This is a genomic window from Pseudomonas retamae, assembly GCF_043496865.1.
GTDB classification, from domain to species: domain Bacteria; phylum Pseudomonadota; class Gammaproteobacteria; order Pseudomonadales; family Pseudomonadaceae; genus Aquipseudomonas; species Aquipseudomonas retamae.
In genome coordinates this window covers 72,608-85,624 of sequence record NZ_JBIEIL010000003.1, presented here as the reverse complement: position 1 = coordinate 85,624, position 13,017 = coordinate 72,608, and the positions used below count along the sequence as shown (strand labels likewise).

The 13,017-nt window shown below is 58.8% G+C and carries 11 protein-coding genes; 9 read left to right on the top strand and 2 right to left on the bottom strand.

The features are described from left to right. Positions 1-52: 52 nt before the first annotated feature. The gene (locus ACGSLL_RS05530; RefSeq protein ID WP_208939508.1) at positions 53-349 is read left to right on the top strand and encodes a pyrroloquinoline quinone biosynthesis protein PqqE; all 297 of its coding nucleotides are present in this window, start codon (positions 53-55) and stop codon (positions 347-349) included. Positions 350-436: 87 nt separating this feature from the next. Here ACGSLL_RS05530 and ACGSLL_RS05525 read toward each other — a convergent pair whose 3' ends face one another. After that, entirely contained in the window at positions 437-1,684 is a 1,248-nt protein-coding gene (locus ACGSLL_RS05525) for a hypothetical protein (RefSeq protein ID WP_394503941.1), read from the bottom strand. Positions 1,685-1,995: 311 nt separating this feature from the next. Between ACGSLL_RS05525 and ACGSLL_RS05520 the strand changes: the two genes are divergently transcribed. The 4 genes from ACGSLL_RS05520 (at position 1,996) to ACGSLL_RS05505 (ending at position 9,128) form a co-directional block, all read left to right on the top strand. Further along, positions 1,996-3,801 (top strand): phenylacyl-CoA dehydrogenase, encoded by a 1,806-nt coding sequence (locus tag ACGSLL_RS05520; protein WP_394503939.1) that lies wholly within the window; start codon positions 1,996-1,998, stop codon positions 3,799-3,801. A 189-nt stretch (positions 3,802-3,990) separates the two neighbouring features. Continuing rightward, positions 3,991-5,280, top strand: coding sequence for a GGDEF domain-containing protein (locus ACGSLL_RS05515; protein WP_394503937.1), 1,290 nt, complete (start codon positions 3,991-3,993; stop codon positions 5,278-5,280). A 90-nt stretch (positions 5,281-5,370) separates the two neighbouring features. Next, entirely contained in the window at positions 5,371-7,167 is a 1,797-nt protein-coding gene (locus tag ACGSLL_RS05510) for an acyl-CoA dehydrogenase C-terminal domain-containing protein (protein WP_394503935.1), read from the top strand. Between the two features lie 182 nt (positions 7,168-7,349). Continuing rightward, positions 7,350-9,128 carry an acyl-CoA dehydrogenase C-terminal domain-containing protein gene (locus ACGSLL_RS05505; protein WP_394503933.1) on the top strand — a complete coding sequence of 593 codons (1,779 nt, stop codon included), beginning with the start codon at positions 7,350-7,352 and terminating at the stop codon, positions 9,126-9,128. Positions 9,129-9,354: 226 nt separating this feature from the next. Here the strand turns inward: ACGSLL_RS05505 and ACGSLL_RS05500 are convergent, their stop codons facing one another. Next, positions 9,355-10,269, bottom strand: coding sequence for a LysR family transcriptional regulator (locus ACGSLL_RS05500; protein WP_394503931.1), 915 nt, complete (start codon positions 10,267-10,269; stop codon positions 9,355-9,357). Between the two features lie 168 nt (positions 10,270-10,437). On the opposite strand from ACGSLL_RS05500, the gene ACGSLL_RS05495 reads away from it, so the two are divergent. From ACGSLL_RS05495 to ACGSLL_RS05480, 4 genes are all read left to right on the top strand, one after another. Further along, on the top strand, positions 10,438-11,721 hold the full coding sequence (locus ACGSLL_RS05495) for an aspartate aminotransferase family protein (RefSeq protein ID WP_394503929.1): 1,284 nt from the start codon (positions 10,438-10,440) through the stop codon (positions 11,719-11,721). Positions 11,722-11,970: 249 nt separating this feature from the next. Beyond that, entirely contained in the window at positions 11,971-12,327 is a 357-nt protein-coding gene (locus ACGSLL_RS05490) for a type II toxin-antitoxin system RelE/ParE family toxin (protein ID WP_394503927.1), read from the top strand. Next, a complete protein-coding gene (locus ACGSLL_RS05485) occupies positions 12,320-12,640 on the top strand; it encodes a helix-turn-helix domain-containing protein (protein ID WP_394503925.1) in 321 nt (106 codons plus the stop codon). The genes ACGSLL_RS05490 and ACGSLL_RS05485 overlap by 8 nt, the downstream gene beginning before the upstream one ends. Positions 12,641-12,735: 95 nt before the next feature. Continuing rightward, positions 12,736-12,894, top strand: a complete 159-nt coding sequence (locus ACGSLL_RS05480; protein WP_003228885.1) for a YqaE/Pmp3 family membrane protein — start codon at positions 12,736-12,738, stop codon at positions 12,892-12,894. Positions 12,895-13,017: the final 123 nt, after the last annotated feature.

The window sequence follows — 13,017 nt, the reverse complement described above, 5'->3', positions numbered from 1 at the left end:
ACGGCTCTGCTTCAATGGCGCCTATTGATCCTTTCCAGGGATGAGAACCGTTATGGAAATCTCCGGCAGTACCGCTTTTTATGCAGGCCTGAGCTCGATTCAGAGCGGGCAGAACCGCATCGATCAGGCCGCTAGCCAGATCGCCAACAACACCATCGAACGTTCGGTGACCAGCCAGTCGTCCGAAGTTCAGGTCGATCGTCTGCGCGGGGTGGATCGTGCCCAGCAATCGGATCTGGCCAGCAATATGGTCGAGATGGCCCAGGGCAAGATCCAGGCAGAGCTGGGCGTGAAGGTGGCCAAGGCTTCCGACGAAGTGCTCGGGACGATCATCGACACCTTCGCCTGATCGATAAAAGCACTCGGTTACGATCGCCACTTGCCTTCGCTCTTAACTTCAGTTAACCGAGCGCACGAACTGGCAAAGTCGTTGAGATCAGTTACCCACCCGTCCCCAGACCCTAGGGTAACGAGCACCCGTGAAGGACGCTCCACTGCTACCCGCAATGACCACACGCCCTGACGGCTGGATTGTTACATCGCTGCAGTCGCCGATACTGTTCCCCTTCCAGAAATTCTCGAGCTCACCCGTCTCGCTGATTCGCTCGTAACACTGCATGACGGTCCCAGCCATCAGGCTTCTGCCTACGGCTACGATTTTTCCGTCGGGCTGCAAGGCAAGCGCATTCAACGTCAAATCGTTCAACGGCCGCGAGACGAGTAACGGCGTGCCTGCATGGAAATCAGCATCAACAGTGCCATCAACATTCAGTCTTGCGAGCAATCCGCTTTTGCGTCCGTCTGCTCCTGGCGAGTAACCTGCAATGAGAATCTTGTCATCGCTCTGTATGACCAGTCGATTGACAATGTCTGCAAAATCCAGCGCCTTCGCTTTGCGGCTCGACTCGTCAGAAACAACGATGTCGGCATACCCCGCACGCCCGAACGTATTATCGAGAATGCCCTTTGGCGTGTAGCGTGCCACCGTGCGGGTTCTTTTTGATTTACCGGAGTATGTCCAGCTTCCCGCGACAATGATCTTTCCGTTGTGCTGGATTTGCACATCGGTTACATAGCTCGGCTGATCGTTAAGCATGATATTGATGAACCCGCCATCGGGGCCGAACGTTTCGTCAGGCTCACCGTTGCCCATCAGGCAATACACCCTGCTCAGCGGCACTTCCAGGGGCCCGGATTTATGGCACGCGCAAACAAGAATCTTGTTTCCGTGCTGCAGACAACCATCTACAAATTTGTAATTGAACCGTGGAGTTACGGTGTTATCGGGAACAGGGAGGACTCTTCGACCGAACACCAGATCAGGACTGCCGTTTGAATTGAACCGCGCTACAGCGGCTCTTTCGATCCCGTTTTTTAGAGACCTGCCGATCAAGACGATTTTGTTGTCTTCCTGCAATAGCACGCGAGTAGGCGTGGAAACATCTCCGTCCTCGAAACTCCAGTGCGTTTCCTCGAAGTCGGCATCTTTTTTGCCATCAACACCGTAGCGTGAAAGCACAAAACCGTTGTTTACCTGTAAGGCTATAAGGAGCCGGGCTTCGGAGTCAGATGCGATCGCATTGGCAGTACCTCTCTGCTTGATCTCTATCTGCCCTGCGGTGGCGAACGTTTTATCCAGTTCACCGGGTGAAGCGTCAAGGCGCGGCCCATTTTTTAACGGCATGTTTTCTCTCCCTTAGCGGCCCGGCTTCAGCCACCCCGGCTAAAGTGAAAACGGGCAAGGTCAGTTAACCCTCCGTCGAGAGAATAAACACCTGTCATAACTGACAGTCCTGGGCCCTTTGCAGGCCAAATCAGTAGCTTTGCGAGCCAGCTTCGTTAGCTGCAGTGCGACTTTGTAATGAATGACGAACGGCAAAAGATCGCCGCTTGACAAGATTTCGGCGTAAACGTATGTTTCAAACAACTGTTTGACCGTCAAAACAAATCAACGCGGTCGTTCATTCCCGGTTACATCAGCAGAGGTTTATCGCTATGCCTGACTACAAGGCCCCCTTGCGTGATATTCGCTTCGTTCGTGACGAACTGCTCGGTTACGAAGCGCACTATCAGAGCCTTCCGGCTTGCGCAGACGCAACTCCGGACATGGTTGACGCCATTCTCGAAGAAGGCGCCAAGTTTTGTGAGCAGGTACTGGCACCGCTGAACCGTGTGGGCGACCTGGAAGGTTGCACCTGGAGCGAGTCCGGCGTGAAAACCCCGACTGGCTTCAAAGAGGCCTACAAGCAATTCGTCGAAGGTGGCTGGCCAAGCCTGGCGCACGACGTGGCGCATGGCGGTCAAGGCCTGCCGGAGTCGCTGGGTCTGGCAGTGAGCGAAATGGTTGGCGAGGCCAACTGGTCGTGGGGCATGTACCCGGGCCTGTCGCACGGCGCGATGAACACCATCTCCGAGCACGGCACGCCTGAGCAGCAGGACGCCTATCTGACCAAACTGGTGTCCGGCGAATGGACCGGCACCATGTGCCTGACCGAACCGCACTGCGGCACCGACCTGGGCATGCTGCGCACCAAGGCCGAACCACAGGCCGACGGTTCCTACAAAGTCTCCGGCACCAAGATCTTCATCTCGGCCGGTGAACACGACATGGCCGACAACATCGTCCACATCGTACTGGCCCGCCTGCCGGATGCACCGGCCGGCACCAAAGGTATCTCGCTGTTCATCGTTCCCAAGTTCATGCCGAATGCTGACGGCACCGTCGGTGCACGCAACGCAGTGACTTGCGGTTCGCTGGAACACAAGATGGGCATCCACGGTAACGCCACCTGCGTAATGAACTTCGACGGCGCCACGGGTTACCTGATCGGCCCGGCGAACAAAGGCCTGAACTGCATGTTCACCTTTATGAACACTGCACGTCTGGGTACCGCGCTGCAAGGTCTGGCCCACGCCGAAATCGGTTTCCAGGGCGGCCTGAAATACGCTCGCGATCGCCTGCAAATGCGTTCCCTGACTGGCCCGAAAGCGCCGGACAAAGCCGCAGACCCGATCATCGTCCACCCGGACGTACGTCGCATGCTGCTGACCATGAAAGCCTTCGCCGAAGGTAACCGTGCAATGGTGTACTTCACCGCGAAACAGGTCGACATCGTCAAATACGGCGTCGACGAAGAAGAGAAGAAGAAAGCCGACGCACTGCTCGCGTTCATGACGCCGATCGCCAAAGCCTTCATGACGGAAGTTGGTTTCGAAGCCGCCAACCACGGTGTGCAGATCTACGGCGGTCACGGTTTCATCGCCGAGTGGGGCATGGAGCAGAACGTTCGCGACAGCCGCATTTCGATGCTGTACGAAGGCACCACCGGTATCCAGGCGCTCGACCTGCTGGGCCGTAAAGTGCTGATGACCCAAGGCGAAGCGCTCAAGGGTTTCACCAAGATCGTTCACAAGTTCTGCCAGAACAACGAAGGCAACGAAGCCGTCAAAGAGTTCGTCGCACCATTGGCGGCACTGAACAAGGAATGGGGCGAGCTGACCATGAAGGTCGGTATGGCCGCCATGAAAGACCGCGAAGAAGTCGGCGCGGCCTCCGTGGATTACCTGATGTACTCCGGTTATGCCTGCCTGGCGTACTTCTGGGCCGACATGGCACGCCTGGCTGCCGAGAAGCTGGCAGAAGGCACTGGCGACTCGGCGTTCTACACCGCCAAGCTGCAAACCGCACGTTTCTACTTCCAGCGCATCCTGCCGCGTACCCGCACTCACGTGGCCACTATGCTGTCGGGCGCGAACAACCTGATGGACATGAAAGAAGAAGACTTCGCACTCGGCTACTAAGTCCTGCCGCTGTCCGCTGAAACCGCTGCCCTGTGAGGGGTAGCGGTTTTTTTATTGCCGATTCGCTCAGATAGTCAGGGGTTCTGCCGTTACAGAGGGGCATGTGATCTGGATCACATTGTGAGTGCTTCGCAGGCATCATTGCAGGCACAATGCTATCTCTTTGCCATGACGGGTCGGAGCTTACCCTTGCCGCGTTCTTCCGCTGTACGTTTCAGTCATTTCCTCCCCTCACTGCTATTGTTGCTGGCGGGGTTGGCGGCTGCGTACGTCAAAGACCTGAGTGTGTTCTTTACCTCCTTGTTCAACGTGTTGCCGACCCTGGTACTGCTGTTGGGCGGCGCCTATTGCGCTGTTTACCGACGTCAGCGTGAACTGTTTCTGATGCTCACGGTGTACATCGCCTACTTCTTGCTCGATACCCAGACCGATTATTACCGCGACAACGGCAAGGTCCGTGAAGACGCGGCGGTGGTCTTTCATTTGGTGTGTCTGCTTTTGCCGCTGTTGTTCGGACTGTTTGCGGCGTGGCAGGAACGCACGCATCTGTTTCAGGACATGGTGGCGCGATTCGCCGTTTTGCTGGCCTTCGGCAGCGTGGCGCTGGGGCTCGAACAAAGTTACCCACAGGCGCTGCTGTTGTGGCTGTCGGAAATCCGCTGGCCGGCGCTGCACGGCGCGTGGATGAGTCTGATCCAGCTGTCCTATCCGGTGTTCATCTCGTCGTTCCTGCTGCTGGCCTGGCAGTACTGGCGCCATCCGCGCCCGCTGCACGCGGCGCAACTGGTCGGCTTGCTCGGCGTGTTCTGGATGCTGCCGAAAACCTTCATCCTGCCGTTCACCCTGAACATCATGTGCAGTCAGGTGATGTTGATGATCGCCGCCGCCGTTGCGCATGAGGCTTATCAAATGGCCTTTCGCGATGAGCTCACCGGTCTGCCGGGTCGTCGCGCGCTCAACGAACGCATGCAGCGCTTGGGGCGCAATTATGTGTTGGCGATGAGCGACGTCGATCACTTCAAGAAATTCAACGACACCCACGGCCATGACGTCGGTGACCAGGTATTGCGTCTGGTCGCCAGCAAACTGTCGAAAATCAGCGGCGGCGGCAGGGCGTATCGCTATGGCGGTGAGGAATTTGCCCTGGTGTTCGCAGGCAAGACCCTCGAGGAATGCATGCCGCATCTGGAGGTGATTCGCGAGTCGATTGCGACCTACAGTATCCAATTGCGCAACCAGGAAAACCGCCCGCAGGACGATCAGCAAGGTCGCCAGCGCCGCGCAGGTTCAGGAGCGTCTGCGGTGTCGGTCACGGTCAGTATCGGTGTCGCCGAGCGGCTCGAGCAGCGCACGCCGGAAGAAGTGCTCAAGTCCGCCGACCAGGCGTTGTACAGCGCCAAGGGCGCCGGGCGTAACTGCGTGATGGCGTTCGGGCAGAACCGCCGTGGCGCGGTGCGCATGGACGCCGCTGCGGGTTGAGTGATGACGGCGCATTCAGCGCCTGCACAATGATTGTCGGGTGGGGTGGCCGGCAGTAGGTTGAATCGATCTGCTGACGGAGAAGCCACCATGCCTGAGTACAAAGCTCCCCTGCGCGACATGCGCTTTCTGATCGACCACGTCTTCGACTTCCACAGCAATTACGCCGCCCTTGGCGCCCATGACGCCAGCCCGGACATGATCAACGCGATCCTTGAGGAGGGTGCGAAATTCTGTGAGAACGTGCTCGCGCCGCTCAATCGCAGCGGTGACGAAGAAGGCTGCAATTTCGACAACGGTGTGGTGACAACGCCTACAGGCTTCAAGCAAGCCTTCGCACAATACGTTGAGGGTGGCTGGCACGGCCTGGCCGCAGATCCGACCTACGGCGGCCAGGGCTTGCCAAGTTCGCTGGGATTGGTCATCAGCGAGATGGTCGGCTCCAGCAACACGTCCTGGGGCATGTACCCGGGCCTGACCCACGGCGCGATGTCGGCGATCCACGCCCACGGCAGCAGCGAGCAGAAAGACACTTACCTGAGCAAACTCACCGCCGGGCAATGGACCGGCACCATGTGCCTGACCGAAGCGCATTGCGGTACCGATCTGGGCATCATCAAGACTCGCGCCGTGCCGCAGGCCAACGGCAGCTACGCGATCACCGGCAGCAAGATTTTCATCTCCGCCGGTGAGCACGACATGAGCGACAACATCATTCATCTGGTGTTGGCCAAACTGCCGGACGCACCGGCGGGGACCAAGGGCATCTCGCTGTTCATCGTGCCCAAGTTTTTGCCCGATGCGGCGGGGGACGCGGGCGAGCGCAACGGTGTTTCCTGCGGTTCGATCGAACACAAGATGGGCATCAAGGCCTCGGCCACCTGCGTGCTGAATTTTGATGACGCCAAAGGTTTTCTGATCGGCGAGCCGAACAAGGGCCTGAACTGCATGTTCACCATGATGAACCACGCGCGCCTCGGCACCGGCATGCAGGGGTTGTGTCTGGGCGAGGCGAGTTTTCAAGGCGCGATCAAGTACGCCAACGACCGCTTGCAGATGCGCTCGCTGACCGGCGCCAAAGCGCCGGACAAAGCCGCCGACCCCATCATCGTCCACCCGGACGTGCGGCGCATGCTGCTGACCATGAAAGCCTTTAACGAAGGCAATCGGGCACTGACCTATTTCACCGCCCAGCTCCTCGATGCTGCGCATTTGAGCAGCGATGCCGAGGCGCGTCAGGAAGCCGAAGACCTCTTGGCGTTCCTCACGCCGATCTGCAAAGCGTTCATGACCGACACCGGGCTGGAAGTGACCAACCACGGTATGCAGGTGTTCGGTGGCCATGGTTTCATTCGTGAGTGGGGTATGGAGCAACTGGTGCGTGACTGCCGCATCGCGCCGATCTATGAGGGCACCAACGGTATTCAGGCGCTGGATCTGCTCGGGCGCAAGGTGCTCGGCAGCCAGGGCAAATTGCTGCGTGGCTTCACCAAAATCGTCCATAAATTCTGTGCCGCCAACGCTGAGCATGCGCAGTTGGGCGCTTTCGTAGTGCAGCTCAACGAGCTGAATCAGCAGTGGGGCGATCTGACCATGAAGGTCGGCATGGCCGCGATGAAAAATCCCGACGAAGTCGGCGCGGCCTCGGTCGATTATCTGATGTACAGCGGCTACATCATCCTCGGCTATCTGTGGCTGCGCATGGCCCTGGTGGCGCAGGCGCAACTGGACGCGGGCACAGGCGAGGCGGATTTTCTGTGCGGCAAACTGGCGACGGCCGAGTTTTACTTCAAGCGCTTGCTGCCACGCACCGCTGCACATCGCGCGGCGATCGAGGCGGGCAGTGATTGTCTGATGAAATTGCCGGCGGAGCTGTTTGCACTCTAAGGGTTTGCGGCCAAAAAGAGCCCGCTGATTGCGGGCTTCTTTTTTGAGTATCTGGCGATGACTAAAAATAACAAATCAGTCATGGCCTGACCCTATGTGTCGCAAAAGTTGTTGGGGTACACTCGGGCTCACAGAAAACATCATTCCACGAATCACCTATTCCAGATCCTGCGAGGTTTGCCATGGCCGACTACAAAGCGCCACTGCGCGATATGCGCTTCGTCCTCAATGAAGTGTTCGAAGTCGCCAAACTCTGGGCCGAACTGCCGGCGCTGGCCGAGACCGTCGACGCCGAAACCGTTGAAGCGATTCTCGAAGAAGCTGGCAAGGTCACCAGCAAGAGCATCGCGCCACTGAGCCGCGCCGCTGACGAAGAAGGCTGCCACTGGGCCAACGGTGCCGTGACCACGCCGGCCGGCTTCCCGGAGGCTTATCAGACCTACGCCGAAGGCGGTTGGGTCGGCGTCGGCGGTGATCCGGCCTATGGCGGCATGGGCATGCCCAAGGCCGTATCGGCTCAGGTCGAAGAAATGGTCAACTCCGCCAGCCTGGCGTTTGGTCTGTATCCGATGCTGACCGCCGGCGCCTGCCTGTCGATCAACGCCCACGCCAGCGAAGAGCTGAAAGCGGCGTACCTGCCGAACATGTACGCGGGGATTTGGGCCGGCTCCATGTGCCTGACCGAGCCGCACGCCGGTACCGACCTGGGGATTATTCGCACCAAGGCCGAGCCACAGGCCGACGGTTCCTACAAGGTCAGCGGCACCAAGATCTTTATCACCGGCGGCGAACACGACCTCACCGAGAACATCATCCACCTGGTGCTGGCCAAACTGCCGGACGCCCCGGCGGGGCCGAAGGGCATTTCGCTGTTCCTGGTGCCGAAGTTCACGGTCAATGCTGATGGCAGCCTCGGCGCGCGCAACCCGGCCAACTGCGGTTCGATCGAACACAAGATGGGCATCCAGGCGTCCGCGACCTGTGTGATGAACTTCGACGAAGCCGTGGGTTATCTGGTCGGCGAGCCGAACAAAGGCCTCGCCGCGATGTTCACCATGATGAATTACGAGCGTCTGGGCGTGGGTATTCAGGGTCTGGCGACCGGCGAGCGTTCGTATCAGAACGCGGTTGAGTATGCCCGTGACCGTCTGCAAAGCCGTTCGCCGACCGGTGCGCAGAACAAGGACAAGGTCGCTGATCCGATCATCGTTCACCCGGACGTGCGGCGCATGCTGCTGACCATGAAAGCCTCGAACGAAGGTGGCCGGGCGTTCTCCACATATGTGGCGATGCAACTCGACACCGCCAAGTTCAGCGAAGACCCGGCGACGCGCAAGCGTGCGGAAGATCTGGTCGCACTGCTGACACCGGTGGCCAAGGCGTTCCTCACCGATCTGGGTCTGGAAACCACCGTGCATGGCCAGCAGATCTTCGGCGGCCACGGCTACATCCGCGAGTGGGGCCAGGAGCAACTGGTGCGTGACGTGCGCATCACGCAGATCTACGAAGGCACCAACGGCATTCAGGCGCTGGACCTGGTCGGGCGCAAGATCGTCGGCAGCGGCGGCGCGTTCTATCAGTTGTTCGCCGATGAGATCCGCCATTTCACCGCCACCGCGAGCGCCGATCTGGGCGAATTCACCAAGCCACTGAACGACGCAGTCGACACGCTGGACGAGCTGACTTCATGGCTGCTGGACCGGGCGAAAAATAATCCGAACGAAATCGGCGCAGCCTCTGTCGAATATTTGCAAGCATTCGGTTACACGGCGTATGCCTACATGTGGGCATTGATGGCCAAAGCCGCGCTGGGCAAAGAAGCGCAGGATGATTTCTACGCCAGCAAGCTGGGCACCGCACGCTTTTACTTCGCCCGCTTGCTGCCGCGTATCCACTCGTTGAGCGCATCGGTGAAGGCCGGCAGCGAGTCGCTGTTCCTGCTGGATGCCGCGCAATTCTGATGCGATAGCGTCATGTAAGCATTCGCTTACATGACGTGCTGCTGTTCTCCCATAGTCGTCAATTGGATCCACGGCTAATCTACATTTCATGGACGTCGCGCAGGAAGCGCAAAGCAACAACACGGACACGTAGGATTCTGCCAGGGTGGCGGAGTGAAATGGATGTCAGGGAAACAGTCTGCAAAGCCCCGCTTCGGCGGGGTTTTCTTTTGCCTGAAGAAAAGTTTCAGGCCAGCGGATCCAGCGCCGGTTGCGCCTCGCGCGCCAGCACTTCCTCGAGTAAACCGCGCAGCAGCGCCAGCGACGCCTGCTGGCGTTGCACATCGCGACACACCAGGCCGACCTTCAGCGGCACTCGCGGTTCGCTCAGCGGTTTCCACAGCAGATCCTCATCGTCGTACTGCCGCTGTGATTGCCCCGGCAGCACCGTCGCCAGTCGGGTATGCGGCAGGCTGTCGAGAATCCCCACCATATTGTTCAACTCGGCTTGCACCTGAGGGCGCCGACCGAGGCTGGCCAGTTGCGCCTGCCAGATCTGGCGGATCTGAAATTCCTCACCCAGCAGCAACATCGGCAGTTCAGCGGCCTGGCGCATCGAGACTTTCTTGAATTCGCGCAACGGATGGTCCGCCGGAATCACCAGTGTCAGTTCATCCTCATAGAGCATAACGCCGTGCAGACCCGGTTGGCGCGGGGGCAGATAACTGATGCCGATGTCCAGCGAACCGTTGAGCAAACGCCGCTCGATTTCCAGTCCCGTCAGCTCGTAGATCTGCACCACCAGATGTGGTTGCGCCTTGCGTACCCGTTCAAGCATTTGCGGCACCAGGCTGGTGTGTACCGTTTGCAGCACGCCGATCGCCAGCGTGCGCAGAGCCTGGCCCTTGAAGTTGCCCAGCGCCTCGCGTGCCCGTTGCAAACCGTCAAGCAGCGGCAACGCGTGGTTGTACAAAGTGTGCGCGGCAAGCGTCGGCAGCAGGCGCTTGCTGCTGCGCTCGAACAAGGCGACGTCGAGGTTCTGTTCGAGCTGACGGATCTGTTGCGACAGCGCCGGTTGCGAGATCGACAGACGTTCGGCAGCACGGCCGACATGACCCTCTTCGTAGACCGCGACGAAATAACGCAGTTGTTTGAAATCCATAAGTAATGCTTATCGAAATGGCTGGTAAATCGAAATGGCCCGAAGCCTTCGGTGAGCCTAGTCTAACCGCATTCACAGGGCTTACAGGTCAGAAAGCGCCATGATCAGCGTTCGCTTCGACAGAGTTTGCATAGGCAGTTCAAAACACCTCGAATGGGGTGTTTTTCAATGAATCTGTTCAGTCTGCGGCGCCAGGCGCCGAATCTCGATGATCTCCTTATGGCTAACGACGCACCCGAGGCTGGCAGTGATCTCGGCGCTGAGCGTCTGATGCCCAGCGTTCAGCGTCCACAGCAAGTGTTCGTGCGCGGGCAGGGTTCATGGCTGTGGGACAGCCAGGACCGTGCCTACCTCGACTTTTCCCAAGCCGGCGGGGCCAATAGTCTTGGGCACAGTCCGTCGGCGCTGGTCAAAGCCATCGCCAACCAGGCGCAGGCGCTGATCAACCCCGGTTTCAATCTGCACAACCGCGGCATGCTCAGCCTCGCCGAGCGTCTGTGTGCCAGCACCGGCAGCGATCAGGCCTATCTGCTAAACAGCGGCAGCGAAGCCTGTGAAGCGGCGATCAAACTGGCGCGCAAATGGGGTCAACTGCATCGCGGCGGTGCTTCGCGGATCATCGTTGCCAGGCAGGGCTGTCATGGCCGGAGTCTGGCGACGATCTCCGCCTCGGACAGTTGCAATCTGGCAAACCGTTTTGCGCCATTGCTGCCAGGGTTCGATCAGGTACCGTTCAACGACCTGCCGGCGCTGCATGCGGCGGTCGATGCGCAGACCGTGGCGATCATGCTTGAACCGATCCAGAGCGATGCCGGAGTAATTGCGGCCAGCGAGCATTACCTCAAAGGTGTCGAACGGCTGTGCCGTGACTTGGGTATTCTGCTGATCCTCGACGAAGTGCAAACCGGCATCGGCCGCTGCGGCAGCTTGCTCGCCGAACAGTGCTACGGCGTGCGCGCCGATATCGTCGTGCTCGGCAAAGGCCTCGGCGGCGGTGTGCCTTTGGCGGCGCTGCTGGCCCGGGGCAAGGCTTGTTGTTTCGACGCCGGTGAGTTGGGCGGCACCCATCACGGCAACGCCTTGATGACGGCGGCGGGCCTGGTCGTACTCGACAGCGTGCAGGACCGCAGCTTTCTCGCCCAGGTCAAAGAGAATGGCCAGCACCTGCGCGAAGGCCTGGCGCGATTGGCGCACCGCTACGATCACGGCGACCTGCGCGGCCAAGGCTTGTTCTACGGACTGACCCTGTCAGACCACTGCGCCAACGCCGTGGTCCACGCCGCCCTGCACGAAGGCCTGCTGCTCAATTCGCCGCAAGCCAACTGCCTGCGCTTCACCCCGGCGCTCACCGTGAGCAAAACCAATATCGACGAAATGCTTCTGCGCCTGGGCCGCGCGTTCTCGCGAGTGCGCACGGCACAGCTGCAATGCCGCAAAGGAATTGCCGTTTGAGCTGACATTTCCCACCCGATTTTCAGAACCGTCTCGCGGTATAACGCACGCCCCACGCCTGATTGCTTTTGGCGTGGGGCGTTTTTTTTTGTGGCCGCGTATTGCCGATGGCTTTTCGTGCTTGAGGGATCGCCGTACTAGTGGTCTTTTAGAGACCACCGCAGGGAATGCGCGCTCACGCAGAGAAAACCGTAAAGCCGGTTTTTGTAATCTGTACCACTAGGTGTTATGCCTTCGGAAGGGATACCGATGTCATTTCGGCTGTTCAAAACCAAGGGTTTCGCTTCGCAGGCGAGCAAGGCCTGGATCACCGACGAGGAGCTTCAAGAAGCCTTTTGCCAAATGCTTGCGGGGCAGGCTGACAATATCGGTGGTGGCGTGTGGAAGAAACGCCTGAACGCCATTCGCCATCGTTCGATTGTGCTGGCGAAAGGCGGGCGCTGCTGGGTTTATCAGGTGCTGTTCGCCAAAAAAGATCGAAGCAATATCACCCCTGCTGAATTAAAGGATTTACGCAAATTAGCCAAAGCGTATGCACGACTGACTGAAGAACAAATTCGGGGGTTGTTGGCGATGCAAGAGTTTGTGGAGATAGGTCATGAGTAAGAAATTCAAAAGTGAAGTTTTTCAATCGATACACGAGTCGGCCAATGCTCTGTTCGCTGTCGGTGCGATTAGTAAGGCGACAATGCGCGAGTTTGATGATTCGTGTCTGGCGACGATCCCGGACGCTATACCGGCTGAGGAAATCAAGGCGTTACGCGAGCGCAACAACGTCAGTCAGCCGGTATTCGCACGTTATCTGAACACCAGCGCGTCGACGGTTAAGCAGTGGGAGTCCGGAGATAAACACCCCAGTGGGATGGCCTTGAAGCTGCTGAGCATCGTGCAGAAGCATGGCCTTAAAATCCTGGCTTGAGCAATCAGCCGCAGAAGCACTGAACCCTGACGAACGGCGCAGGTCGATTAGCTTGTATGGCTCAAGTGAGCCAACCCCCATTCAGGAGCTGCCCCATGGACTTTATTCGCATCATCATCGCTATTCTGTTGCCGCCACTGGGTGTCTTTCTGCAGGTCGGGTTCGGCGGGGCGTTCTGGTTGAACATTCTGCTGACGCTGTGCGGGTACATTCCGGGGATTGTGCATGCGGTGTATATCATCGCCAAGCGCTGAGTACTGCGGCGCCAGATAGATCGCCTTCGCGAGCAGGCTCGCTCCCACATTTGATCGTGTTATCAACACAAAACCTGTGGGAGCGAGCTTGCTCGCGATGGGGCTACTCGGTTTTGAACGGGG